General features: G+C 56.4%; 29 protein-coding genes and 1 pseudogene. 14 read left to right on the top strand and 16 right to left on the bottom strand.

Going from position 1 to position 24931, the window contains the following annotated elements; translation table 11 throughout:
• Positions 1-2 precede the first annotated feature (2 nt).
• On the bottom strand, positions 3-1205 hold the full coding sequence (locus AC2FNU_RS02600) for a pyridoxal phosphate-dependent aminotransferase (protein ID WP_496784570.1): 1203 nt from the start codon (positions 1203-1205) through the stop codon (positions 3-5).
• Between the two features lie 92 nt (positions 1206-1297).
• Between AC2FNU_RS02600 and AC2FNU_RS02595 the strand changes: the two genes are divergently transcribed.
• The 3 genes from AC2FNU_RS02595 to AC2FNU_RS02585 all read left to right on the top strand — a co-directional run bounded on the left by AC2FNU_RS02595 (position 1298) and on the right by AC2FNU_RS02585 (position 2520).
• Positions 1298-1690: a helix-turn-helix domain-containing protein gene (locus tag AC2FNU_RS02595; RefSeq protein ID WP_171090907.1), complete on the top strand. Its 393-nt coding sequence runs from the start codon at positions 1298-1300 to the stop codon at positions 1688-1690.
• A 29-nt stretch (positions 1691-1719) separates the two neighbouring features.
• A complete protein-coding gene (locus tag AC2FNU_RS02590; RefSeq protein WP_496784610.1) occupies positions 1720-1944 on the top strand; it encodes a succinate dehydrogenase assembly factor 2 in 225 nt (74 codons plus the stop codon).
• Between the two features lie 78 nt (positions 1945-2022).
• Positions 2023-2520, top strand: a complete 498-nt coding sequence (locus tag AC2FNU_RS02585; RefSeq protein ID WP_496784569.1) for a MarR family winged helix-turn-helix transcriptional regulator — start codon at positions 2023-2025, stop codon at positions 2518-2520.
• On the opposite strand, the gene AC2FNU_RS02580 is transcribed toward AC2FNU_RS02585, so the two are convergent.
• From AC2FNU_RS02580 to AC2FNU_RS02570, 3 genes are read right to left on the bottom strand one after another with little or no spacing between them, the layout of a single operon-like run.
• The gene (locus AC2FNU_RS02580) at positions 2521-3234 is read right to left on the bottom strand and encodes a DUF1194 domain-containing protein (protein ID WP_496784568.1); all 714 of its coding nucleotides are present in this window, start codon (positions 3232-3234) and stop codon (positions 2521-2523) included.
• A complete protein-coding gene (locus tag AC2FNU_RS02575) occupies positions 3231-3911 on the bottom strand; it encodes a DUF1194 domain-containing protein (RefSeq protein WP_496784567.1) in 681 nt (226 codons plus the stop codon). The genes AC2FNU_RS02580 and AC2FNU_RS02575 overlap by 4 nt, the downstream gene beginning before the upstream one ends.
• Before the next feature lie 17 nt (positions 3912-3928).
• A complete protein-coding gene (locus AC2FNU_RS02570; protein WP_496784566.1) occupies positions 3929-4357 on the bottom strand; it encodes a VOC family protein in 429 nt (142 codons plus the stop codon).
• Positions 4358-4533: 176 nt separating this feature from the next.
• Here AC2FNU_RS02570 and thyX point away from each other — a divergent pair, with 176 nt between their 5' ends.
• Positions 4534-5442, top strand: a complete 909-nt coding sequence (thyX, locus tag AC2FNU_RS02565; RefSeq protein ID WP_496784565.1) for an FAD-dependent thymidylate synthase — start codon at positions 4534-4536, stop codon at positions 5440-5442.
• A gap of 60 nt (positions 5443-5502) precedes the next feature.
• Positions 5503-5811 carry a hypothetical protein gene (locus tag AC2FNU_RS02560; protein WP_496784564.1) on the top strand — a complete coding sequence of 103 codons (309 nt, stop codon included), beginning with the start codon at positions 5503-5505 and terminating at the stop codon, positions 5809-5811.
• 86 nt (positions 5812-5897) lie between these two features.
• Here the strand turns inward: AC2FNU_RS02560 and AC2FNU_RS02555 are convergent, their stop codons facing one another.
• Positions 5898-6104 carry a cold-shock protein gene (locus tag AC2FNU_RS02555; RefSeq protein ID WP_008758035.1) on the bottom strand — a complete coding sequence of 69 codons (207 nt, stop codon included), beginning with the start codon at positions 6102-6104 and terminating at the stop codon, positions 5898-5900.
• A gap of 214 nt (positions 6105-6318) precedes the next feature.
• Between AC2FNU_RS02555 and AC2FNU_RS02550 the strand changes: the two genes are divergently transcribed.
• Together AC2FNU_RS02550 and AC2FNU_RS02545 are read left to right on the top strand one after the other, a co-directional pair.
• Entirely contained in the window at positions 6319-6636 is a 318-nt protein-coding gene (locus AC2FNU_RS02550; RefSeq protein WP_496784563.1) for an ArsC/Spx/MgsR family protein, read from the top strand.
• A gap of 41 nt (positions 6637-6677) precedes the next feature.
• A pseudogene (locus tag AC2FNU_RS02545) lies at positions 6678-7045 on the top strand (hypothetical protein).
• A gap of 1 nt (position 7046) precedes the next feature.
• Here the strand turns inward: AC2FNU_RS02545 and AC2FNU_RS02540 are convergent.
• The 5 genes from AC2FNU_RS02540 to thrS form a co-directional block, all read right to left on the bottom strand.
• Positions 7047-7574, bottom strand: a complete 528-nt coding sequence (locus tag AC2FNU_RS02540; RefSeq protein WP_496784562.1) for a DoxX family protein — start codon at positions 7572-7574, stop codon at positions 7047-7049.
• A complete protein-coding gene (locus tag AC2FNU_RS02535) occupies positions 7571-8332 on the bottom strand; it encodes an HvfC/BufC family peptide modification chaperone (RefSeq protein ID WP_496784561.1) in 762 nt (253 codons plus the stop codon). The genes AC2FNU_RS02540 and AC2FNU_RS02535 overlap by 4 nt, the downstream gene beginning before the upstream one ends.
• Positions 8329-9186 carry an MNIO family bufferin maturase gene (gene bufB / locus AC2FNU_RS02530; protein ID WP_496784560.1) on the bottom strand — a complete coding sequence of 286 codons (858 nt, stop codon included), beginning with the start codon at positions 9184-9186 and terminating at the stop codon, positions 8329-8331. Before bufB ends, AC2FNU_RS02535 begins: the two co-directional genes overlap by 4 nt.
• 73 nt (positions 9187-9259) lie before the next feature.
• Positions 9260-9562: a BufA1 family periplasmic bufferin-type metallophore gene (locus AC2FNU_RS02525; RefSeq protein ID WP_171090883.1), complete on the bottom strand. Its 303-nt coding sequence runs from the start codon at positions 9560-9562 to the stop codon at positions 9260-9262.
• Positions 9563-9783: 221 nt separating this feature from the next.
• Entirely contained in the window at positions 9784-11742 is a 1959-nt protein-coding gene (gene thrS / locus AC2FNU_RS02520) for a threonine--tRNA ligase (protein ID WP_496784559.1), read from the bottom strand.
• A gap of 215 nt (positions 11743-11957) precedes the next feature.
• Here thrS and AC2FNU_RS02515 point away from each other — a divergent pair, with 215 nt between their 5' ends.
• The 4 genes from AC2FNU_RS02515 to AC2FNU_RS02500 all read left to right on the top strand — a co-directional run bounded on the left by AC2FNU_RS02515 (position 11958) and on the right by AC2FNU_RS02500 (position 15159).
• Complete coding sequence (locus AC2FNU_RS02515) at positions 11958-12707, top strand: alpha/beta fold hydrolase (RefSeq protein WP_496784558.1); 750 nt, start codon at positions 11958-11960, stop codon at positions 12705-12707.
• Positions 12707-13699, top strand: a complete 993-nt coding sequence (locus AC2FNU_RS02510) for an alpha/beta hydrolase (RefSeq protein ID WP_496784557.1) — start codon at positions 12707-12709, stop codon at positions 13697-13699. The genes AC2FNU_RS02515 and AC2FNU_RS02510 overlap by 1 nt, the downstream gene beginning before the upstream one ends.
• A 44-nt stretch (positions 13700-13743) precedes the next feature.
• Positions 13744-14358 carry a hypothetical protein gene (locus AC2FNU_RS02505; protein WP_496784609.1) on the top strand — a complete coding sequence of 205 codons (615 nt, stop codon included), beginning with the start codon at positions 13744-13746 and terminating at the stop codon, positions 14356-14358.
• Positions 14359-14442: 84 nt separating this feature from the next.
• The gene (locus AC2FNU_RS02500) at positions 14443-15159 is read left to right on the top strand and encodes an alpha/beta fold hydrolase (protein ID WP_496784556.1); all 717 of its coding nucleotides are present in this window, start codon (positions 14443-14445) and stop codon (positions 15157-15159) included.
• Here AC2FNU_RS02500 and AC2FNU_RS02495 read toward each other — a convergent pair.
• Together AC2FNU_RS02495 and phaZ are read right to left on the bottom strand one after the other, a co-directional pair.
• Entirely contained in the window at positions 15150-15737 is a 588-nt protein-coding gene (locus AC2FNU_RS02495; protein WP_496784555.1) for a DUF6151 family protein, read from the bottom strand. The genes AC2FNU_RS02500 and AC2FNU_RS02495 overlap by 10 nt on opposite strands.
• A gap of 6 nt (positions 15738-15743) precedes the next feature.
• Positions 15744-17015, bottom strand: coding sequence for a polyhydroxyalkanoate depolymerase (phaZ, locus tag AC2FNU_RS02490; protein ID WP_496784554.1), 1272 nt, complete (start codon positions 17013-17015; stop codon positions 15744-15746).
• Positions 17016-17126: 111 nt separating this feature from the next.
• Here phaZ and AC2FNU_RS02485 point away from each other — a divergent pair, with 111 nt between their 5' ends.
• The 3 genes from AC2FNU_RS02485 (at position 17127) to phaR (ending at position 20193) form a co-directional block, all read left to right on the top strand.
• Positions 17127-18929, top strand: coding sequence for a PHA/PHB synthase family protein (locus AC2FNU_RS02485; RefSeq protein WP_496784553.1), 1803 nt, complete (start codon positions 17127-17129; stop codon positions 18927-18929).
• A 131-nt stretch (positions 18930-19060) separates the two neighbouring features.
• Positions 19061-19507, top strand: coding sequence for a phasin, PhaP (locus AC2FNU_RS02480; RefSeq protein ID WP_496784552.1), 447 nt, complete (start codon positions 19061-19063; stop codon positions 19505-19507).
• 134 nt (positions 19508-19641) lie between these two features.
• Positions 19642-20193, top strand: coding sequence for a polyhydroxyalkanoate synthesis repressor PhaR (gene phaR, locus AC2FNU_RS02475; RefSeq protein ID WP_496784551.1), 552 nt, complete (start codon positions 19642-19644; stop codon positions 20191-20193).
• A gap of 41 nt (positions 20194-20234) precedes the next feature.
• Here phaR and AC2FNU_RS02470 read toward each other — a convergent pair whose 3' ends face one another.
• The 4 genes from AC2FNU_RS02470 to AC2FNU_RS02455 form a co-directional block, all read right to left on the bottom strand.
• Entirely contained in the window at positions 20235-21449 is a 1215-nt protein-coding gene (locus AC2FNU_RS02470; protein WP_496784550.1) for a DegT/DnrJ/EryC1/StrS family aminotransferase, read from the bottom strand.
• Positions 21450-21562: 113 nt separating this feature from the next.
• Positions 21563-22867 (bottom strand): NAD(P)/FAD-dependent oxidoreductase, encoded by a 1305-nt coding sequence (locus AC2FNU_RS02465; protein ID WP_496784549.1) that lies wholly within the window; start codon positions 22865-22867, stop codon positions 21563-21565.
• A gap of 8 nt (positions 22868-22875) precedes the next feature.
• A complete protein-coding gene (locus tag AC2FNU_RS02460; RefSeq protein ID WP_496784548.1) occupies positions 22876-24234 on the bottom strand; it encodes a glutamine synthetase family protein in 1359 nt (452 codons plus the stop codon).
• Positions 24234-24914 carry a type 1 glutamine amidotransferase gene (locus AC2FNU_RS02455; RefSeq protein ID WP_496784547.1) on the bottom strand — a complete coding sequence of 227 codons (681 nt, stop codon included), beginning with the start codon at positions 24912-24914 and terminating at the stop codon, positions 24234-24236. The genes AC2FNU_RS02460 and AC2FNU_RS02455 overlap by 1 nt, the downstream gene beginning before the upstream one ends.
• Between the last annotated feature and the right edge of the window lie 17 nt (positions 24915-24931).

Genomic DNA, 24931 nt, shown 5'->3' with positions numbered 1-24931 from the left:
GGTCACCTCAGTGATGCACAGAAACGCTGAATGCGGCTGCAGGCCTCGGTCAGCGCCGCATCGGACGTAGCGTAGCTGACCCGGAAATTCGGCGAAAGGCCAAAGGCCGCGCCAAAGACAACAGCAACATCTGCCTCTTCCAACAGGGCAGTAGCAAAAGCTTCGTCCGTGTCGATGACCGTTCCGGCGGGTGTTGTTTTGCCAATCAACCCGGCAATTGAAGGATAAACATAAAACGCACCCTCCGGCGTCGGGCAGGTGACGCCGTCGATCTCGTTCAGCATCCGCACGACCAGATCACGGCGGCGTTTGAACATCTCGTTATTCGGGGCCAGAAAATCCTGCGTGCCGTTCAACGCCTCAACTGCGGCCCACTGGCTGATCGTACAAGGGTTCGAGGTGGATTGAGACTGGATTTTGCGCATTGCCGCGATGATCTCGACCGGACCCGCTGCATAGCCAATGCGCCAACCGGTCATGGCGTACGCTTTGGAAACCCCATTGCAGGTGAGTGTACGGTCATACAAGCCGGGTTCCACTTCGGCAGGTGTGCAAAACTCGAATCCGTCATAGGCGAGGTGCTCGTACATGTCGTCCGACATGATCCAGACATGCGGATGGCGCATCAGGACGTCGGTCAGCGCCTTCAACTCGTCACGGCTGTAACCGGCACCTGTCGGGTTCGAGGGAGAGTTGAAGATGAACCATTTTGTCTTTGGGGTAATCGCAGCTTCAAGCTGTTCTGCGGTAAGCTTGAAATTGTTCTCCAGCGTTGTCGCAACCATAATCGGCGTACCGCCCGCAAGCGTCACCATGTCCGGGTAGCTCACCCAGTAGGGCGTGGGAATGATGACCTCGTCACCTTCGTTCATTGTCGCCATCAAGGCGTTGTACAGCGTTTGTTTGCCGCCGGTTCCGACCGAAATCTGAGCAGGGGTGTAGTCCAGGCCATGATCGCGCTTCATCTTGGCGCAGGCCGCTTGTTTGAGTTCCGGAATGCCGTCTGGCGCGGTGTACTTGGTCTTGCCTGCCGCAATAGCTTCAACAGCGGCATCTTTGATGTTCTGAGGCGTGTCGAAATCCGGCTCTCCCGCGCTCAGACGGATGACATCGCGACCGGCGGCCTGCAGTTCGGCTGCCTTGGCTGTCATGGCGATGGTGGGCGAAGGTTTAACGCGTGACAGTGTCGCAGACAGGAAACTCATGGTCGGCCTCGGTTTGTATGTTCAACCTGACTGTCATAGGGTGCGCCCGAAAGACGTTCAAGCCGTATAGAAACTCTGAGTTGGAGATCCGAATGACTGATGAAAACGACTGGTATGGTCCGGATTCTGCGACATTTGGAGACCGTCTGGCTGGCGCGCGCGAAGCTGCCGGAATGACCCAGGCGCAATTGGCGCGACGCCTTGGTGTCAAAAAGGCGACCGTTGCTGATTGGGAAAACGACCTGTCCGAGCCGCGCGCAAACCGCCTGTCGATGATGGCTGGGATGGTCAATGTTTCAATCATGTGGCTTTTGACTGGCGAAGGCGAAGGTATGGACGCACCGGTGGACGAGGGCGAAGGCGGAATGGAGTTATCAACTGCCGTGGCTGAATTGCGCGCCATTCGCGGTGAAATGCGCGCCTGCGCCGAGCGCGCGGCGCGGCTGGAAAAGAAAATGCGGCTGATGCTGGAGCAACGACATTGAGCGAACAGCGGGATGTGCGCATCAAGCGCATGAAAATGCGCTCGATGCGGCGCGGGATCAAAGAGATGGATATTATTCTTTCCGCGTATGCGGATCGTAATCTCGCGGATATGGATGACGCCGGATTGGATTTCTATGACGCGCTGCTTCATGAAAATGATCAGGATCTCTATCAATGGGTGACCGGACAGGTTCAGCCCCCCAGCCAGTTTGCCGATCTCGTTTCGGAAATCGCGCAAACGTTTCAAAAATAAAGACAATTCAAGCTTAACCGATTTTTCGGATTTTCGGTTCATCGTGTCTCAAACAGCACGACTGAATCGGAGGGTCGGATGAGTATGGAAATGAAGGTCTCCGGACCGGAAACCAAGGGGTTCATGACCAGCTATCTTGAGGCGCTGGCCCTTGTGGAACGGTTGCACCGGTTGCTGCTGGACGTCATCAAGGATGAGTTTGAGCGCGTCGGTGTCTTGGAAATCAACGCCGTACAGGCACTTCTACTGTTCAATATCGGTGATCATGAGGTCACAGCCGGTGAATTGAAAAGCCGTGGCTACTATCAGGGTAGCAATGTCAGCTACAACCTCAAGAAACTGGTTGAGATGGGATATATGCACCACCAACGCTGTGAGATCGATCGCCGCTCGGTGCGCGTGCGCCTGACGCCGCAAGGCCGCGAGATCCGGAATATCGTCTCGGACTTGTTTGCCCGCCACGCCGAAGGTCTGCAGGGACGGGGCGTGCTGGAACTGGATGGCATCGAGGACATCACAACCTCTCTGCGTCGCGTGGAACGGTACTGGACCGATCAAATCAGGTATATCTATTGATCAGGGGCGTGCATCTGACAGAACGAGGCTGTCCAACTCTCGGATCAATTTGCGGGTCATGGCGTCTGCATAGGCTTCAAAACCCAGCGCGACTTCAACGAATGCGTTTGGGCCGGAAATAACCCAGGCATTGTAATACGCCGACAATTCCCCAACTTGCACATAACGGCGGTCACCTGAACTTGGATCATCCGCTCCAATCACAAGCCCGTTGATAGTAATACCGCTGCCGCGCAACGCTGTTCTGACATCTCGGGGATGGGGCCCAAGGTTGTGTTTGCCATCACCTGACAAATCCAAGGTTCGCCGCCAACAGGTCTTTTGCTGGTTCAACAACTCAGCTCCAAATGCCATTGCCGCCCCCACCGCCGTTCCTTCTGCGGTTGACCGCCGCGATGTCTGGATGAGGCGCGTACTGATGGCGTTCAGATCGGCCGAGGTTTGGATCTCAGTCCAGTTGAGCAGCACCCTTTCGTGCCCTGGTTCCGTCCATTCATAGACCGCCAACCTCATGGATGTTGAACCATTGGCCAGCATCAGTTGACTGACCTCAGGATCGCGCAGAGCAGCGGCCAGACCCTCCAGCTGCAACCTGTATTCACCGCTATCGACAGATGCCGACACATCCAGACCCAAAGCCAAGGCGTGACGGCATTGCGCAAGGGCAGGTCCTGACAGCAGGCAGAACAGAATGACCAGCAGGCGCGTCTTCATTGGCCGTGGACCTGCACTGCGCCAATTTGCAGCCCGCTCAGTTCCCGTTCCAGTTTTCGGCGCATCGCGCGTTCGAAGTCTTCAAAGCCTTGTGCGACTTCCAGAAAAGCGCCCGGGCCATGCAGGACGTTGTTTTCGAAAAAAGGGATGAGGAAAAGCTCCCCTTCGAAATCAGCGGCGTTTATCACCAAACCATTAACGACGATGTCATGACTAAAGAACCGCTGATATGCGATCTGCGGTCCGTAACCGTCATTGTTGGACCCGTCTCCTGACAGGTCTATGGTGTGAAACAGACACGAAGGCGCGGTTTGGAACAGTTCGGCCCCAAACCGCAAGGCGTGACCCATAGCCGTGGCCGAGCCTTCATTGGACCGGATCGACTGACTTATCCGGGTCGCTGCAGCCACCAAATCTCCGTGATTTTCGATCAAGCGCCAGTTTAGAATAACGTGCTGTGTAGACTGCCCGCTCCATTCATAAACGGCCAGCGCAACAGGTAGAGGAGATGAGAAGAAAGCGTCTTGCACCTCAGGTGCCAAAAGCGCTGCGGCCAGTCCCTGTCGCTGCAAAAGGTCTTCTGCGTCATCGACCGAGACCGAAATGTCCATTGCAAGCGCAAGCGCCAAACGACATTGTTCAGCCCGCAAAGGGCTGGCCAACAGGGCCAACCCCATCGTTATGATCCGCCGGATCACCAGTGGCCGGTGCTCTCCATGCTGGCCCAGGGTTCGGCCGGTTCCAGCGCGTCGCCATTTTGAAGCAGCTCGACCGAGATATTGTCCGGAGAACGGACAAAAGCCATGCGACCGTCTCGTGGTGGGCGGTTGATGGTCACACCATTGTCCTGCAGATGCTGGCAGACCTCGTAGATGTTGTCGACGCCGTATGCCAGATGGCCAAAATGCCGACTGTCGCTGGGCAGCTCGTTGTCACCATCCCAGTTGTATGTCAGTTCGATTGGGGCGTCTTCTTGCCCCGGAGGCGCCATGAAAATCAGCGAGAATCGCCCGGCCTCACTGTCATATCGACGTGTTTCTTTAAGTCCCAGCAGTTCATAAAACGCCATGGATTTTTCCAGGTCTTTCACGCGGACCATAGTGTGTAGATATGTCAGCGCCATGTTGGCCATCCTTCTTTGATTTATTTTGCCAGCAACTTAGCGCACTGGTTTGGCCTGTCGAGGGCGCCGTGCGGCCTAAAACGAAATTAGAGCGCGTTGCGGCATATATCGCGGTTCCGGTGTCAGGGTTCGCGATATATAGTAGGAGGCGACTCATTGCCAGAAAGGAAGATTTGATGCCGCTGTCCGCTGACCAACAGGCCGAGATCGAGGCGCAACGCGCTCAATCGCATCCCACACGTCGCGTGGTATCAGCCGGAATGGAAGACCGTTTGTACACCGCGCATCAGGTTCTGGATCACGGGTTTGTCCGCGTGATCGACTATATGGGCGATGACGCCGCGATCTGTCAGGCGGCCCGTGTGTCTTATGGCAAAGGCACAAAATCGGTTCAGAACGACGAAGGGTTGATCCGGTATCTGATGCGGCACTGGCACTCGACCCCGTTTGAGATGTGCGAGGTCAAACTGCACGTAAAACTGCCGGTTTTCGTGGCGCGCCAATGGATTCGGCACCGGACAGCAAATGTGAACGAATACTCCGCGCGGTATTCTATTCTGGACCGTGAGTTTTACATCCCTGCACCTGAACATGTGGCGGCGCAGTCTGAGGTGAACAATCAGGGTCGCGGGTCAACTTTGGAAGGTGAAGAAGCCGCGCGTGTATTAGAAATACTGAAGGCCGACAGCACCCGCTGCTATGACAATTACGAAGCCCTGATCAGCCAGGACGGGCAACAAGGTTTGGCGCGTGAGTTGGCCCGGATGAACCTTCCTGCCAATATCTACACGCAATGGTACTGGAAGGTGGACCTGCACAACCTGTTCCATTTCCTGCGCTTGCGCGCGGACCCGCATGCGCAATATGAAATCCGCGTATATGCCGATGCGATGTGCAAGATTGTCGCCGACTGGGTGCCGTTTGCTTACAAAGCGTTCGAGGATTACCGGTTGGGTGCAGTCAACCTATCCGCTCAGATGGTGGAGAGCCTTCGGAACATGCTGGCGGGCGAGACGGTCACGAAGGAAAGCTCGGGCATGACCGCCCGTGAATGGCGCGAGTTTGAAGAGATTATTCGCAAGTAACGGCTTCTGACGCATAGCGATTGTCTATACATCTTGTCATGGAACCGTTACATTGGTTCCATGATGCGCATTTTGAAACCCGCCCTCCTGTGTCTGATTTCAGTTGTGGCTTTGCCCGTACAGGCGCAGTCACCTATCGCTGAAATTCTGTGTGAACCCACACCCAGGTTGCACGAAAAGCTCAAGGGACAGTTCCGTTCCCAGCGCGTGGCAACCGGCATTCGCGGACCTGAACAAATCATGGAGGTCTGGTCAAACCAGCGCGGCGACTGGACGATGGTCGTGACCTATGCAACCGGAACGTCCTGCATCGTTGCCATGGGCGACAACTGGACCGCTCATGACAAGCCGAAGCCCGCGCGAGGGTAATGGAACAAATCCGGTGGGGGGCGGATGACGGCCGGAAATTGGCCGCCATCCTAAACTGTTTCACGCCGCGCAGTGCGGGGGTGTTTTTACAACGGCTTTAAATCAGCTGCCATTTGGCGGCCATCGCGTCCGTCCTGCAACTCGTACGAGACTTTTTGGTTGTCTGCGAGTCCGGTGAGGCCGGACCGTTCTACGGCCGAGATATGAACAAACACATCTTTGCCCCCTTCATCAGGGGCAATAAATCCATAGCCTTTAGTGGTATTGAACCATTTCACGGTGCCGGTTGGCATGTCCCGTGTCTCCTTCTACTTACGCATTGTCCCACAAATTGGTGGGGGCTGTGGTCAGCGTCATCGTAAACCCCACTGTTTCGCGTTCGCAGAACAGTCCAATTCACATGTTTCGCCTTTTTCAACATTGCACGGTGAAGTAAAAAATCAAGAATAACTGCCAAAAACTGGCGTGATTGCACAAAATCGAAGCACGAGCAGGAGTATCAAAGAAATGAAGCTTTATGGGTTAAAGACCTGTGACACCTGTCGTAAGGCGCTGAAATCTTTGCCAGATGCGGTCTTTTTCGACGTTCGAAGTGACGGCGTGCCGGATCCGGTGCTGTCGCAGGCTTTTGCCGAATTCGGCAATGCTCTGCTCAACACAAGATCAACCACCTGGCGCGGGCTGGACGAGAGTCAGCGTGCAAAAGCACCGTTGGAGCTTTTGAAGGAACATCCGACGTTGATGAAGCGTCCGTTGATCGAAGATAACGGTCGGCTGCTGTTGGGGTGGACCGCTGAAACGCGGGGTCAGCTTGGCATTTCCTAAACGGGTGCTTATCTGCCAATGGTCAAGAATGAGGATTTTCTATGCGCAATGCCGCAATGATTTTGGGCGTTATTGCCGGTTTGATCGGTATGATTGTCGGTTTTTTGGGTATGCCAGGGTGGTTGTGGTTGACCAGGTTGGCGAGATAGATGGCGTTCTGAGCCAAGTCGACAACCCCGGCCTGATCCAGGCCCTTTCGATCATCGCGCCTTTGTTGGCGATTGCCGGTGGCGCAATGGCGCCTGCGCGGGCTTTGATCGGTGGGGTTTTGTTGCTGATCTCAGCAGGTGCGATGTACTACGCGTTTGGGTTTGGTGTCTTCACCATGTTCCCGATTGCCTTCGCCGGTGTGGCGGGCGTGCTTGGGCTGGCGGCAGGAAAACCGGATCAGCCCAAGGCACATTTCTAGATCACTTCAGGTGCAGGATCCGGTCAACCGAGAGCGGGCCTGAACCATGAATGACAATCACAGCCAGCAGGAAAGTCCAAAGCGTCCGGTCATCCAGTAAGCTTATGTTGTTGGTAAAATAGCTGCCCAACTCGGTTCCGTGGCCGGTCACATCCACAATGGTCTGGACCCAGACAAATCCAATCATGCCCAGGGCGGCAAATCGCGACAGCAGACCGATGACGATCAGGGCTGGCAGCAGAAATTCCGCCCATGTGCCTGCAACGGCCACAGCCCAGTGGAAGATGCCAAGTTGCGAGCTGTCATAGCTGACGGCTTCCATCGCTTTGGGGAAAATTTGCACGTAGGCCCCATCCGATGGACGCAGAAACCCAAAGATACCGCTGCCCAGCTTGGTTGTTGCCGAGTTCCAGTAGTACACAAGCAACGTCGCGGCAAAGACCAGCCGAGCCAAGCTTGGTGTGAGCCAGCCGGAGGTCACGCCCAACCGTCCCAGGGTGTTGTTGTGCAATGAGATCAGCGCAGTCATGTCTTCGGCCTTTCGATAGTCACAGAGGTTATTGCACCGCCCTGTAAAAGCAGTGCCAGAGTGGTTCCGAGGTCAAATTCCGGGGATTCAGCGGCGGTTTTCTCAAACGCCGATCCGATCGTGTCCCCATTTTGCATATGCGCAATCCAGTTCGCCCCGCCCACTGGCAGCAAATGAGGCTCAGGGTCGTATTCGGCGCGCGTGATCAGCACATCCTCGGCTTGCGGTTGAGGCTTCGGGGCATTGGCCACAGAGTTAAAGCGCCAGATCGCATGGATGGGCCACTTTGACCGGATCACGTGCATAGATGGCGCAAACTGCAACTTGGCCTGCATGACCTGTTCGGGGTCTACAGCCAATGCCTCAGCCGGTGCAGGTTGGCTGTCGGCCGCGTGATAGGACCGGCGCAGGGCCAGTTCCAACCGGGCTATGTCGGGCAAGTATCCAAGGTGCGAAAGCTGCTGCATCCCCGCCAGAAAATCGGGAAACGCCTCACCGTAGAACATCATAAGCGGTGAGGATGGCGGATGCTGGCGCAAGAAAATCCCGGCCAGTCCGTCCATGTTCTGAGTACCCAACAGTTTAGCGACCACTGGGAACGCCTGATGCATCGCTTCGGTCAGAGAAACAGCAACGTTGTTGCGATAAACGCTGAACCTGCGCCCAGCCGGTTGCGCGTCGGCGTCCAGCAGACCGGATGGAACCGGCGCTGAAGCATCCATCATGGCGGCGCGGAACTCGGACTGAGATACGCTCATGCCGGTACCCGGTCCAATGCGGTCTGAGCGCGAACAGCTTCTTCGCGCAACACCGGCCAGTCGGGTACATCGGTGTCCCACTCGACCAGCAGCGGCTTGGGGCCCGACCGTTCGAGAACATAGTCGAGCAGGGCCCAGACCGGATCAACCACTTCGCGCCCATGGCTGTCGATCAGCAATGGATGGCCGTGTTCATCTTCGTCCTCATCATGGCCTCCCAGATGAATTTCACCCACTTTTTCAAGTGGATAGGCGTCTATGTAGCCTTGAGGTGAAAAGTCGAGATTGGTAGCCGAAACAAAGACGTTGTTCACGTCCAGCAACAAGCCACAGCCAGTGCGTTTGGCAATCTCTCGTAAGAAATCAGGTTCCGACCAGGTGCTTTCTTCAAAAGCCAGATAGCTGGACGGGTTTTCAAGGAGCATCTGCTGCCCAACGGTGTCTTGCACCTGATCGATGTGCTCGCAGACCCGTGTCAGCGTCTCGTCCGTGTAAGGAAGCGGCAGGAGGTCGTTATAGAAATGGCTGTCGTGGGTGGACCAGGCCAGATGTTCGGAAAAGCTGGCGGGTTTCAGCCAGCCGATCAGATGTTTCAGTCGGGTAAGGTGATCTGGGTCCAAGGGGCCTTCGCCGCCGATGGACAGCCCAACGCCATGGACTGAAATCGGAAAATGTTCGGACAGGTGGCGCAGCTGAGCCAAGGGACGTCCGCCATCGCCCATATAATTCTCGGCGTGAATTTCCAGCCATGCAACGGGCTGCGCGTGGTCAAGTATCTGAGCGAAGTGTTGCGGCTTGTACCCCACACCCGGCGCTGCGGGCAGGCGATTCGAGCGGAGCGCATCATCCAACATGGGTCAGTTCCTTGATCACGAAAGGGAAGGGGCGGGCGATCTGGCCCGCCCCTCTGAATTCGTTTGGTCGACCTTATGCCGGCAGGTCGCGATCCAGTGCTTCCAGCGAACCTTTCCGCGGAGTGCCGTCTGCTTCGGCCGGCAGTTCGATGTCAGCACATGTTCCGGCGTCAACCAGGGTCCATGCGTTGCCCTGATAGTCAACGGTCGAGGTGCCCGCGCATGTGGTGCCGGGACCTGCGGCGCAGTCGTTCTGACCGGCCAGCGATACGCCATAGCACTTTTCTTTGGCTTGCGCGGTTGCTGTGGTTGCAGCGCCCGATACTGCGGCTGCGACTGCGGTTGCGATAACCAGGGACTTAGCTGTGTTCGACATCTCGGTAATCCTCTTGATGACAGGGTATGTCTGCTTGTGACACTGACAAAACTAGTGGCTTGTCGGCCAGAGTTGAATTCACGAGCCCGTGTCTCACAAGCGCGTCAGGGGGCGGCACGCCCTCTTGAAGCCTAATACATTGTTTTTGATGAAGAAAGAGTGAAATGTTACAATCCGGCCCCGTTTCAAGGGCCGGATTTCCAGCGATATGCCGCTGATTGTTACAGCAGATCTGGTGGTGTGGCGGCTTGCGAAAGCTCATTTGTTACAACATCAAGCGGTTGAACCTGCGTCTGTTTTTCACCCAGACGCCGGACACTGACGGTGCGTTCTTCAACTTCGCGGTGACCAACGGCCAGAATCACCGGCACTTTGCCAACCGAGTGCTCGCGGACCTTGTAGTTGATCTTTTCGTTGCGAATATCGGCCTCTGCACGGACACCAGCGGCTTTGAGAGTCTCAACAACTTCGCTCACGTATTCGTCCGCCTCAGACGTGATCGAGGCGACAACGACCTGACGTGGGGCCAGCCAGAAGGGCAGCTTGCCTGCGTGTTCTTCGATCAGAATGCCGATAAAGCGTTCGAACGAACCCAATGTTGCCCGGTGCAGCATGACAGGGCGGTGTTTGCCGCCGTCCGCACCGATATAAGTCGCATCCAGGCGTTCAGGCAGAACAAAGTCCACCTGATGCGTTCCGCATTGCCAGTCCCGGCCAATTGCGTCGGTCAGAACAAATTCCAGCTTCGGACCATAAAAGGCACCTTCACCGGGGTTGAGCTCCGGTTCGATCCCAGCCGCACGGGTCGCGCTGAGCAGGGCAGCTTCGGCCTTGTCCCACACCTCATCCGATCCAGAGCGCTTTTCGGGCCTATCCGAAAACTTGACCGAGAATTTTTCAAACCCGAGGTCTTGGTAGATCTCGGACAGGAAGCGAATGAACTCGGCAGTCTCGGATTCAATCTGATCCTCGGTGCAGAAGATGTGACCATCATCCTGTGTAAAACCACGCACACGCATAATGCCATGCAATGCGCCCGACGGCTCATAGCGGTTGCACGATCCGAACTCTGCCATCCGCAGCGGCAGGTCGCGATAGGATTTCAGACCTTGATTGAAGATCTGCACGTGGCAAGGGCAGTTCATCGGCTTCAGGGCGTTGATCGCCTTTTCGCGCGCATGTTCTTCGTCCACTTCGACGATAAACATATTTTCCTGATACTTGTCCCAGTGACCCGAAGCTTCCCACAGTTTGCGGTCAACGACCTGAGGCGTGTTCACCTCGACATAGCCGCCTTTGCGTTGCTGGCGGCGCATGTAGTCCTGCAATTGCGTGTAGACGGTCCAACCGTTGGGATGCCAGAAGATCTGCCCGGGGGCCTCTTCCTGCATGTGGAACAGGTCCATCTCGCGGCCCAGTTTGCGGTGGTCGCGTTTGGCAGCCTCTTCCAACATGTGCAGGTGGGCTTTCAGCTTTTCCTTACCTGTGAAGGCCACGCCATAGATGCGCTGCAACATCGCGCGGTCACTGTCGCCACGCCAATAGGCACCAGCGATCGACATCAATTTGAACGCGTCGCCCGGCACCTGACCGGTGTGTTGCAGGTGCGGACCGCGGCACAGATCCTGCCAATGGCCGTGCCAGTACATGCGCAGCGGCTCGTCGCCCGGAATGGCTTCGATCAGTTCGACTTTGTAGGGTTCGTTATTGGCCTTATAGAACTCGATCGCGCGCTGACGGTCCCAGACCTCGGTTGTCACGGGATCGCGCTTGTTGATGATCTCTTTCATCTTTTTCTCGATGAGGCCAAGATCTTCGGGTGTGAACGGTTCCGTGCGGTCAAAGTCATAATACCAGCCATTGTCGATCACGGGGCCGATGGTGACTTTGGTGGCAGGCCAGATTTCCTGAACAGCTCGCGCCATGATGTGCGCCAGATCGTGGCGGATCAGCTCGTTGGCCTGTACTTCATCCTTCATGGTGTGGATGGCGATCTGGGCGTCAGCGTCAATGGGCCATTGCAGATCCCAGTGCTGGCCGTTTACCGTGGCCGAGATGGCCTTTTTGGCCAATGAAGTTGAAATATCGGCAGCCACCTGCGCAGGTGTAACGCCTGCGTCATAGTTGCGTGCATTGCCATCGGGAAAGGTGAGAGAGACGGATTTCGAATCCAGGGCCATATCGGCTCTCCTCGTCGGTTTGGCGCCCACTGAACGCCCGGTTGCGGGTTATTTGCGTTCGGCTCGTTTGGCAGGTGGTTGATCCTGTGTCAAGGGCAGGAGCGAGGGGCCAGCCCCTCGCGCACCCCGAGGTATTTTGAGCCAGATGAAGAGGGATCCGGGAATTGCACTTGGGTACGTGGCGTGCATGATGCTGCGAAAGGAAAGAGGATTTCATGGCAGCAACAAGTTTTCTGGAAACCGCGCAAGGCCGACGGTTGGCCTATCACAAAAGCGAGGGCGCGGGACCGACCATCGTTTTTTTGGGCGGGCTGATGTCGGATATGGAAGGCACCAAGGCCGTACATCTGGAGGCCTGGGCACAGGCGCGGGGGCAGGCGTTTTTGCGGTTTGACTATTCGGGGCATGGTGAAAGCTCTGAGGCATTTACCGATGGGTGTATCGGTGATTGGCACGAAGATACTGTTGCGGCCGTGACGGCGCTGACTGATGGGCCGTTGATTGTTGTGGGATCCTCCATGGGCGGGTGGCAGGCATTGTTGTTGGCCAAAGCGATGCCGGACCGGATTGCGGGCATGGTCACAATTGCGGCTGCGCCGGACTTTACAGAAGATGGTTACTGGGCGGCATTCAGCGACGAGCAAAAGGCGACGCTGGACAAAGTTGGTCAGGTGGAACTGCCTTCTGACTATATGGAACCCTACATCATCACCAAACGAATGATCGAAGACGGGCGGCAGCGATTGGTTCTGCGGGATCCGCTTCATCTGCCCTTCCCGGTGCGTTTCCTGCAGGGAACGGCCGATACGGCGGTGTCGACTGAAACCGCAGTGCGGCTGTTGGATCACGCGACCGGGCCCAATATGCGCCTGTTGCTGGTCAAAGATGCGGACCATCGCTTTTCGGACGGCCCCTGTCTGGGGTTGATTGAAGACGCGGTGCTGGATGTAGTGGGAGGCAACTGATGCGGCGTTTGGGCTGGATGCTTGGGCGGTTTCTGCTTGCGCTGATTGTCGTCGGCGGCCTCATCTATTGGTTCGGGCCGCGTGAGGAGGTTGATTTGCACCCGACATTCGACTCGGGCAAGTTTGGTGAAGGCGTTCAGGTCTATTTCGAAAGCATTGAATCAGCCTTTGACGATATTGTTCCCGGCGTTGAGAAGCGTGTGGTCTGGCAGGAGGGTTTCAAGGAGCAGCGCACACCTTATTCTGTGCTCTATATCCATGGATTTTCTGCAAGTTCCGAAGAAATCCGTCCGGTGCCTGATCTGGTCGCCGACGCGCTTAGGGCCAACCTTGTTTACACACGCTTGCAAGGTCACGGTCGCGATGGATCTGCTATGGCGGAAGGTACGGCCACAGGATGGATGCAGGACACTGCCGAAGGGTTGGCTGCGGCACGGGCTGTCGGGGACAAGGTGATTGTCATCTCAACCTCGACCGGTGGTACTTTGGCAGCGGCTGCAGCGCTTGACGCGGAGCTTAGCAAAGATGTTGCTGCAATGGTCTTTGTGTCACCGAATTTCGGCGTGAATACCGCCGCGGCTTGGGTGCCATCGCTGCCTTGGGCCCGGGATTGGTTGCCGATCCTGATGGGGCCAGAGCGTGATGTGTCCGGACCGGATCCAGAGAAGAACACGTATTGGTCCGCCGTCTATCCCTGGGAAGCCGTCGTTCCGATGTCCGTTCTGGTTGATGTAGTCTATGCGCAAGATTTTTCTAAAGCTCTGGTGCCAGCCTTGTTTTGGTTTTCGGATGATGATCAGGTTGTGCGCCCCGACAAGACACATAAAGTCGCCGAGGCTTGGGGCGCCCCTGCCACGGTTCATTTGGTGACGATGGGGCCGGGGGACGATCCTGCGTCGCATGTCATTGCCGGGCGACTGATGTCGCCGGGGCAGACCGATGCCGCCGTTGCGGGTATCCTGACTTGGTTGAAAGAACGCGGGATAGAGTAAAACCCGACCGGAATTGAGGAGGCTGAATGCGAAAGCCGGGCAGCATGTGGAGTCTGGAAACCTTGGGTCGCGTGCGCTTGTCCCGGCATTTCTTCATGCGCGATTTTCTGTATTCGGAGATTGGCAATTTCCATCAAAAGCAGAACATCCCCGACAATCCGGACCTGGCGATTGAGACGGGGCGTGCGTTTTGCGAAACACTGCTGGACCCGTTGGAGGAAACCTTTGGTCGTATCGCCGTGCGATCGGGGTACAGGTCGCCGTCGTTGAACCGGTTCGGCAATGAAAACCGGCTGAACTGCGCCCGCAATGACAACCCGCTGGAATGCCATATCTGGGATCGCGGCGAAGGCGATGCGCGGATAGCAGGAGCTTCTATCGTCATTCCCTGGTTTGCGGATCAATACGCGCAAGGGCGGGACTGGCGGGATCTGGCGTGGTGGATGCACGATCACCTGACCTATTCCGAGATCTGGTTTTTCCCGAAGCTTTGCGCATTCAATTTGGTGTGGCGGCCCAAGCCGCTACGCAGGATTGACAGCTATATCGACCCGCGGGGCTGCTTGTTGAAGCCAGGGGCCGACCCCGATGAAGACAGATCCAAACGGCAACTCCGGTACAAGGACTTCCCTGCGTTTCGTGCAATCGCCTATCCATGAAGTTTCCCTTGCCCGACTGCGGCAAACATTTCATCCTGACAGAAAAGGGAAGGGCTCGGAAAACCGAGTAAATGGAGGCCCCGCGTGATCGAGCCGCTGGTGTTCTTGCCTGGGTTGATGTGTGATGCCCGATTGTTTCGCCCTCAGTTCGAGCTGTTGTCGCGTGCGCGGTCTGTGACAGTCGCACCTGTGTCTGGCGGCGAGCGGATCGAAGAAATCGCCTCGGGGTTGCTTGATCAACTACCACATCGTTTTGCCCTGGCCGGGCACAGTATGGGTGGCGTGGTGGCTTTGGAGTTGGTTCGCAGGGCATCCGAGCGGATTTCCCGCCTGTGTCTTATGGCCACTGATGCGCAGGCCGATACGCCGCAAATGGCGGCCAGTCGGGAAGATTTGATCATTGGTGCGCAAGGCGGTCGTCTGGAAGAGATGATGCGCAAACTTGTAGGATCCGACGCCTTGGCGCCGGGGCCTCGGCGCATCCCCATTCTGAACGATCTTTTGGCGATGGCAGAGGGGCTGGGGGCCGAAGTGTTCGTGCGCCAGATGCGAGCCCTGCAACGTCGCCCTGATCAGCAAGCGGCATTACGGAAAATCAAGGTGCCCACACTGGTGCTGTGCGGGGCACATGACACTCTTGCACCGGTCAGGCGACATTCATTTATGGCTGATTTGATACCCGAGGCCGAGATGCTTGTTCTTCAAAACGCAGGGCACCTGTTGACCCTTGAAGCGCCTGACCATGTGAACGAAGCCCTGCAAACTTGGCTGAATGCTCAGCTGCGGTTCGACTATGGATAGAGCGCTGCGCGCTCGTCTTTCGTTATCAGCAAGGGCGTCACAACTGGTTCGCCGGATTTCGGGTCGAAAAACGGTGTGTTCTTCCAGCGCCCAGACAAACGTGAAGCTGCAACACGGCGTATCAGACCGAAGGCCGCAAACCTGATTTTCTCGTGTTTCTGTTTTCCATCGGGCTGGGGCACAAATCCGCGTGTTGTGACGGGACCCAGGACCGAAACGTCATCGGTGATCCTGCGAACCAGAAACCCGGCAAAGGGAAAACTTGCGCGTGGTGGCGTTGTTGCCAGCGGGGCATTGCAGCAACTGGCGTACCATCGCAGCATCCCGTTGGGGCCAAGCTTCATTGCTGCCAAAAACTGACTGCCGGTAGAGATTTCGATCTCGTCCGGTGCCATCTGAAATATGTCGACAGGTCCGGGGGCTGGGTCAGGTTGCTTGAAATACAGCTGTGCGGCGCGGCAATCGTGGCAAAAACAGGCGACATGCGTCCCTTGCCGTACACCTCTTGCGGAAATGTGGCCCTGCAAATTTCCGCACTGGCAGGAAAAGGCGAGACCGCTATGCGCAGGCTCGCCCATGCTGTTTTACGCGACTTTGTTTGTGTTGGCGGCGCGACGACGCGGCTTGCGGCTGTTTTCATTCATGAAATCAATCACAAGCGGGCGGATGTTGTCACGCCAGCTACGGCCTGCGAAGATGCCGTAATGGCCTGCGCCTGGTTCCACATGGCTTGCCTTCTTGCTGTCAGGCAGGCCAGTGCACAGATCAAGCGCCGCAATACACTGACCGGGGGCTGAAATGTCATCTTTCGCCCCTTCAACCGTTTTCACTGCCACGTTGGTGATCTTGGACATGTCCACCTTGTGACCGGCAACGACAAACTCATTCCGGGCAATCTCGCGGTTCTTGAACACGCGCTCGACGGTCGAAAGATAAAACTCGGCGGTCATATCCATGACGGCAAGATACTCATCATAGAATCGGTTGTGGGCGTCCATATCTGACGCTTCATCCCGGATGACACGTTGGATCTGATCCGAAAATGCCTTGGAATGACGTTCGGCGTTCATCGACATGAACGAGGCAAGCTGCAACAGGCCGGGATAGACCATGCGACCCACGCCTTTGTACTTGAAGCCGACACGCTGGATCATCGTTTCTTCCAACTGACCCATGGTGACGCGCCGCCCAAAATCCGTCACGTCGGTGGGGGTCGCATCCGGGTCGACCGGACCGCCGATCAGGGTCAGTGTGCTGGGTTGCGCTTTGGGTTCCACCTCGGCCAGGTAGGCTGTGGCCGCAAGGGTCAGAGGGGCCGGTTGACAGACTGCAACAACATGCGTGTCAGGACCCAGCTCTTTCATAAAATCGACAAGATAGAGGGTGTAATCCTCGACATCGAACTTGCCCGCAGACACAGGGATATCGCGCGCATTATGCCAGTCGGTGATATAGACTTCACAGTTGACCAGAAGGCTTTTGACGGTCGAACGCAGCAGCGTCGCGTAATGGCCCGACATCGGCGCAACCAGCAGCACCTTACGCGGTTGTTCTTCGCGGCCGTTGACGCGGAAATGGACCAGATCGCCGAATGGGCGTTCCAGAACGGTTGTAATCTCAACCAGATGGTCCTTGCCGTCTTCACAAGTGAAAGTGCGGATCCCCCAATCAGGTTTCACAACCATGCGCTGGAACGTGCGCTCAGTCACCTCACCCCAGGCGGCCATCCAGTTGAAAGCCGGGTTGGGTACCATCGAAAACATCGGGTAAGAGGCCATCGCGCTGGCCGTCGCACCAAGCCATTGGTTGGTGTTGCGCATGGTTTCCATAAGGTCGTAGGTCATCATGTAGCGCATAAATGGGGCCTCCTGAGTGTCAGCCTGAGAGTTCGGACCATTCGTCGCTTTGCCCCCCAGCACCCACGACGTTATTCTGCATAGCAGCGAGGTTAGGGGGGAATTGTTAAAATGACAACTAGCGAAGACCAAATGCCAGACGTATCAGACGAACACATTGAACGCCTTAAAGAAAATATGGAAAAGGTCGAACAGCTCTCGAAGCGTTTGATTGAGGTCATGGCTACTAAAAAGCCGCACACCCCCGCGTTGGATGGCCCGAATCAAGAGCTTTTCGCACGAGCAGCAACGGCGTATTGGGCCGAAGCTTGGCAAAATCCCGCCAAACTGTTGGAACAGCAAATAGAATTCTGGGGAAAGTCTGTTTTGAACTTTGCTGAGGCGCAGCAGGCTTTGACGCAAGGTGAAGTGGAAGACGAAAATCCCACGCCCGGAGACAAGCGTTTCTCGAATCCCTTGTGGGAAACCAATCCCTATTTCCGTCTGATCCGACAGCAATACCAAACCAACGCACAGGCCATCGCACAAGCTGTCGCCTCGGTCGACGATCTGGATACCAAGGACAAGCAGCGCTTGCAGTACTTCTCGCAGCAGATCATCGACATGATGGCCCCCACCAATTTTCTGGCAACAAACCCTGATGCCCTGCAAAAGGCGGTTGAGACCGAAGGCCAATCCTTGATTCAGGGGTTGGAAAACCTTGTTTCAGACCTGGAAGCCAATGATGGCGAGCTGGTTGTAAAGCTTGCAGATGAAAACGCGTTCGAGGTCGGCGGAAACCTGGCAACAACGCCGGGAGACGTTGTGTACCGCAACCGGATGATGGAACTGATCCAGTATAAGCCTGCGACGGAATCCGTATACGAGACGCCGATTGTCCTGTTCCCGCCCTGGATCAACAAGTTCTATATTCTGGACCTGAAAGCGCAAAACAGCCTGATCAAATGGATCACCGATCAAGGGTACACCTTGTTCGTCGTCAGTTGGGTCAATCCTGACGAAAGCTATGCCGAAACAGGCATGGAAGATTACATTCAGGACGGCTTTTTGACGGCAATCGACGTCGCCAAGAAGATCTGCAAGGTCAAGCAAGTCAATGCTGTCGGTTACTGCATCGCGGGCACCACGCTCAGCCTGACTTTGTCGCTGATGAAGCAGCGCGGTGACAAGTCAGTAAAATCGGCCACACTGTTTACGGCGTTGACGGATTTCTCCGATCAGGGTGAGTTCACACCTTTCCTGCAAAACGACTTCATCGATGGTATCGAGCAAGAAGTGAACAAGGAAGGCGTCCTTCGCTCGTGGATCATGGCGCGTACAATGTCGTTCCTTCGGTCACGCGACCTTGTCTACGGACCGGCCATTCGCAGCTATATGATGGGAGAGGTGCCTCCGGCGTTTGATCTGCTGTACTGGAACGGCGATGGCGCGAACCTTCCGGCGAAGATGGCTGTGCAGTATTTGCGTGGCCTGTGCCAGCGCAATGAATTCGCAACGGACGGTTTTGAATTGATGGGCCACAAGCTGACGTTAAGCGACGTAGACGTGCCCCTGATGGCCATCACCTGCGAAACCGATCATATAGCTGCCTGGAAAGACTGTTATCGCGGTGTCCAAAAAATGGGTTCGCGGTCGAAGACTTTCGTGGTTTCAGAGTCGGGCCATATCGCCGGTATTGTGAACCCACCCAGCAAGAAGAAATATGGGCACTACACCAATCCGGACCTGAAAGCGGATTCTGATGCCTGGCTGAAAGAAGCAGATTTCCATCAAGGATCGTGGTGGCCCATGTGGGACGCCTGGCTGAAGAAGCGGTCCGGCAAACAAGTGTCGGCACGCGATGCAGGCGATTCGGACCATCCAAGCCTTGCGCCCGCTCCGGGGACCTATGTTTTGGCAAATCCAAACGCCTGATTTCATTTTGAAACTAAATTTTTTCTGCGCTGCAGCAAGAAAAAACTTGCAATGCTGCGGCGCAGCAATCATATTGTCCTCAAGCTGATGAAGCCCGGGGTGGGCCCGGACCGGCTAAAAGGATTAGGACAATGGCAAAGACCCAAGACTTTAGCGCGATCATGAAAGACATGATGGGCGCATTCCCGGTGGACACCACCGCAATGGAAGACGCATTCAAATCGACCGCTTCGCTGAACGAAAAGCTGTCGGGTGTTGCTCTGGAAGCTGCCGGTAAGTCGGCTGAGATCTCGAACAAATGGACCAAAGAAACTTTGGCCAAACTGGCCGAGATGTCGAAAGCAAAGGCAGAGCCTGCTGATTACGCAAAAGCAGCAACCGATTTTGCAAGCGCGTCGGCTGAAGTTGCAGCTGAAAACCTGGCTGCTTTCGCTGAAATCGCGAAGAAAGTTCAGACCGAAACCGTCGAGCTGCTGATGGCTGCTGGTAAAGACGCTGCAGAAGAAGCAACTGCTGCTGTCAAAAAAGCAACCAACGACGTGACCACTGCTGCTAAGAAAGCCGCAGCGGCCAAGTAAGAACGTCCGCGAAGCGCACCCAATCCTCCCATACGGTGCAATCGCGTCGGGCAGGTCCATTGACCTGCCCTTTCTTTTTGTGCTGCAGTCGCATAACCTGTGCTGCAACGCATCATCCTTGGGGAGGGTACCCGGTGTCGGACCAAGAAAAACCGCTGCTGATCAAGCGCTATGCCAGCCGTCGGCTGTATAACACCGAGACCAGCGACTACGTGACGCTCGAAGATATTGCGGGGTTTATCCGCGACGGGCGTGAGGTGCAGATCATCGATCTGAAAACCGGGGATGACCTGACGCGTCAGTATCTACTGCAAATCATCGCTGAACATGAAAGCCGTGGCGAAAATGTGCTGCCGGTGAACGTGCTGAACGATCTGGTCCGCAGCTACATGGTGCCGGGTGGGGGCATGATGCCGCAATTCCTGCAAAGCTCATTCGAGATGCTGCGCGAAAGCCAAAGCAAGATGATGGAGAACATGAACGCCATGAACCCGATGTCTCAGATGCCGGGTTTCGACGCGCTGCAAGCGCAGCAACAGGCGTTCTTGAAAGCCATGACCGGAGGGTTGTCCAGCGGATGGTCTTCGCCGGACACTGAAGAAGAAAAGGCAGAACCCAAAGAAGATCTGGATGATATCAAGAAACAGCTGGCAGAGCTTCAGCAGAAGCTATCCAAACTGAACTGATATCGAAAAGAAAAGGCCCGCCGTTAAGCGGGCCTGTTTTTTCAGGTGCCATAGACAGGCATCGGGCCGGTCACTTCACCTACCGAAGCCAGCAAAATATCCGCGATCACGTCCAGCTCCTCGCGCGTCAGACGCACAGGCAGGCGGACGTCACAGGCTTTCATCAGCATGTCGCGCGTTTGCGGCAGTTCAAATGTTTCAGGAAGAAACTGCCAGTTCCAGAAAGCGCGGGCATTGTCCTCGCTCAGACCAAAGACCTGAACTTTTACGCCGCGAGCCTCGGATGCGGCCGCAAAAGCGCGAATCTCATCCTCGTGCATCCCAACCAGATTGAACTGGATCGAGTCCGGTGCGCGCCGTTCGGGTGCCAGCGGGGCAGGAACATCGATATAGGGTGAGGTGTTCAGACGCTCGGCTACATAGTCGTGGTTCGCAAGACCGTCGCGCACACGACGCGCAAGTTCAGGGATCTGAGGGCGGATTACCGCGGCGCTCAGATTGCTGAGACGCAAGTTATACAGCGGCAGTTTGTTCTGCCAGCGCGCAAACGCCTCTTCCAATTCAGGCGAGTTATCGCCGTGCGGGGTTTTGTGCTTCTTCCAGTTATGTTCATACGCGCCAGACGTGATGACAGCGCGGGCCACCAGATCGGCATCGTCTGTGACCAGAATGCCGCCTTCGCCGGCGTTGATCATCTTGTAGGACTGGAACGAGAAACAGCCGACCTTGCCAATAGTGCCAATATTGCGACCGTGCCACGTGGTGCCCAGCGAATGCGCAGCGTCTTCGATCACCGGAATGTCGCGCGCGTCGCACAGCTCCATAATGGCATCCATATCCGACGTATGTCCGCGCATATGGCTGATGATCACGGCTTGAACATTGCCGAGCTTGGCTTCGAAATCGGCCATGTCGATGCGATAGTTTTCGCCCACTTCGCAAAGCACCGGAATGCAATCTGCGTGCACGACAGATGACGGCACTGCTGCAAACGTAAACCCGGGGATCAGAACGCGCGCGTCACGGGGCAAATCCAGCGCCTTGAGCGACAGGAACAGAGCGGCCGAGCAGGACGATACTGCAAGCGCGTATTTCGAGCCCAGCAATTCCGCGAACTCGGCTTCCAGCAAGGCCACCGGGGCATCTTGCGGCGCGGTATAGCGGAACAGATCGCCTGATTGCATCAAGGCATCGATGGCTTCGCGGGCTGCTGCTGGGATGGGTTCGGCGTCATGGACGTTTGGTGGAAGCGTCATATTTGGATTTCCCGAATTCTATCTTTGGGAAAGATAAAGGTAATCACATGGCAATCCAAGCCCTCAATCAAAGGGTTGGCGAAAATTCACCAATCTGTCGTAATTTACGTGGATCAGACCCCAAGCCGGTCGCGCAGCGCGAACCAGCTCATCGCAAGCACCAGCAGCGGGTTGCGCAGCGCGGGACCGCCGGGGAAGGGCAGCGCAGGCACGCGCGCCATTGTGTCGAACCCTTCAGCCTGTCCTTGAATAGCCAGCGCCATCAGCTGCCCGGCGTGGGTCGCGGTGCCGACTCCATGACCGGAATAGCCCGAAGCGGACAGGATATTTGGCGCGACGCGGGCCAAATAGGGCATCCGCCGCATTGTGATGGCCAAGGTTCCACCCCACGCATAGTCGATTTTGACGTCACGCAGGTGGGGAAAAATCTCGGTCATGGGTTTGCGGACTTTGGCGGCAATGTCCGAAGGGAAACGGTAGCCATAGCTTTCGCCGCCCCCAAACAACAGTCGACCATCCGCACTCAGGCGGAAGTAATTCACAACAAACTTGGTGTCAGCAACCGCGACATCCTGTGTCAGAACCCGCGCTACGTCGCTGCCCAATGGTTCGGTAGCAGCAATGAAGTTGTTGATGGGCATGACCCGAGAGGCAACAGAGCGGTTGAGGTCGCCCAGATAGCCGTTGCAGGCCAGAATCACATGCTCGGCCCGAACAGCCCCTTCAGACGTTCGGATCACCGCAGGCTGTGCTTCACCAACCCCTGTGACCTCGGTGCTTTCAAAAATCCGTACGCCCGCTTTCGCCGCTGCTTGTGCCAATCCCAATGCAAAATTCAACGGATGCAAATGCGCCGCACCCATATCCAAATAGCCACCTTCGTAAGCCGGGGATGGGCAGAGTGCACGGCCAGCGTTTTCGTCCAACAGCTCAATCTGATCATAGCCATACCGGCCAGACAGATGACCGGCGTGGTCGTGCAGTTCTTTCTGCTCTGAGGTGCTTAGGCCCAAAACCGCGACACCGGGTTTCAGATCACACGCGATATTGTGCTTGGCGATCAGGGTTTTAACCAGATCCTTGGCGTCTTCGGCCAGATCCCACAGTTTGGCGGCGTCATCGTCACCAACAAGGCGTTCAAGGTCCTCCTGATCCATCCGCTGTGCGCTGCCCAGCTGACCACCGTTGCGACCCGAGGCGCCAAAGCCGACGCGGTGGGCCTCAAGCAATACGACGTCGAACCCAGCTTCGGCCAGATGCAATGCTGCGGACAGGCCGGTATAACCACCGCCCACAACGCACACATCCGCCTTGATCTCTCCTGACAGCGCGGGAAAACGATCCATCGGGTTCGCCGTCGCAGCGTACCAACTGGCAGGGTATTCGCCCTTGCGGTCATTCGAATAAAGCAGGTTCACGACGCGGCTCAGACGTTGACCAGAAGATGCTCGCGTTCCCACGGAGAGATGACCTGCAGGAACTCTTCGTACTCGGCCCGTTTTACAATGCCATAGACGCGGGCAAATTCGGGTCCAAGAACCTCGTGCAAGGCAGTGGCCCCGTCAAACAGATCCAGCGCTTCCCCCATGATCTGCGGAATATCTCCTTCGCCTTCATACGCGTCGCCATAGAATTGGCGACGGGGGCGTTCTTGTTCGACCAGGCCCAGATAGCCGCAGGCAAGCGACAAGGCGATGCCAAGATATGGGTTGCAGTCCATCCCTGCGATGCGGTTTTCGACACGGCGCGCCGCAGGGCCGGACAGGGGTACGCGGATTCCGGTTGTTCGGTTGTCGCGGGCCCATTCCAGATTGATTGGCGCGGCGTGGTCTTTCACATAGCGTCGGTAGGAATTCACGTAAGGCGCCATCACCGCCAGCCCGGCGGGCAAGTGGTTCTGCAAGCCCGCGATGAAGTGGTAAAACGCGTCCGTCTCACCGCCCTGCGGACCGGAGAAGATGTTCTCCCCCGTTTCCATGTCGATGATCGAATGATGGATGTGCATAGCCGATCCGGGTTCGTCCTCGATCGGTTTGGCCATGAAGGTCGCAAAACAGTTGTGGCGCAGCGCGGCTTCTCGGATCAGGCGTTTGAAATAGAACACCTCATCCGCCAGCTTGATCGGGTTGCCGTGGCGCAGGTTGATCTCCAACTGCCCGGCACCGCCTTCCTGCGTGATGCCGTCGATCTCGAACCCCTGATGCTCGGCGAAATCATAGATGTCGTCGATCACCGGGCCGAACTCATCCACCGCTGTCATGGAATAAGCCTGTCGCGCCGCAGCAGGGCGACCAGAACGTCCCATCATCGGCTTGATGCCCTGTGCCGGGTCGACATTGGGGGCCACGAGGAAGAATTCCATCTCGGGCGCGACAACAGGTTTCCAGCCCTTGTCGTGATAAAGCTGCACAACACGCTTCAGAACGTTGCGCGGGCTGTACGGGATGGGATTGTCTTCCCGGTCATAGGCGTCGTGGATCACCTGCAACGTCCAGTCTCCGGTCCAGGGCGCGGCGGAGGTGGTCGAGAAATCGGGCTTCAGGATCATATCCCGTTCGATAAAGCCGTCTTCACCCGCAGCTTCACCCCAGCCACCGGTGATGGTCTGGTAGAATATGCTGTCGGGCAGGTGGAAATACGACTGCTTTGCAAACTTTGAGGCAGGCACCGCCTTGCCCCGCGCAATACCGGGCAGGTCCGAGATGATGCATTCAACCTCGTCCAGCCTTTGTCCATGGAAATACGCTTTGGCGGCGTCCGGCAGTTTATCAGTCCAATCAGCCATCAGGCTCTCTCTTTCTTTAGAAACTCGGCCATCTGGCGCGCGATTCTGGCATTGTCATCAGGTGCAGTTTCACGGTTTGCGGCGGCTTGCATCAGGTCGTCGGGAACCACGCCTTTGCCGCGTGTTCGCATCAGGCCCGAAACAAAGCCGTTGGAAAACTCTGGATGCGCCTGAACGGTCCAGATCGTGTCCCCATAGGCCAGCATTGCGTTTTCACAGAATGCATTCCGCCCCAGAACACGCGCCTGTTCAGGAAGGTCTACAACCTGATCCTGATGCCAGGCATTCAGCCAGACCTTATCCCCGTTATAGTCGTATTCGGTGCGCCCTACGGCCCATCCGCCCGAGAACTTTTCGACCTTGCCGCCGAGGGCCTGTGCGATGATCTGGTGACCAAAACACACACCAATAAGGGGTTTGCCGCTTCGGTGGATCTCTCGGACCAGCGCTTCCAGCGGTGCAATCCATGGCAGGTCTTCATAAGCGCCATGACGCGAACCGGTGATGACCCAACCGTCTGCGTCATCAGCCCCATTCGGGAAAATGCCGTCTACAACGGCGAAGGTTTCGAAATCAAACCCGTGTCCATCAAGAAGTTTGGGAAACAGAGCATCGTAATCCCCGAATTCACCCTGCAGCACATCGGGGGTGTGGCCGGTTTGTAATATGCCGATTTTCATGTGTCACCAAATTTGAT

It is taken from the genome of Ruegeria sp. BHSB064, assembly GCF_059613205.1.
Note: the sequence above shows the minus strand (reverse complement) of the source record. Positions and strands in the feature narration are given on the sequence as shown.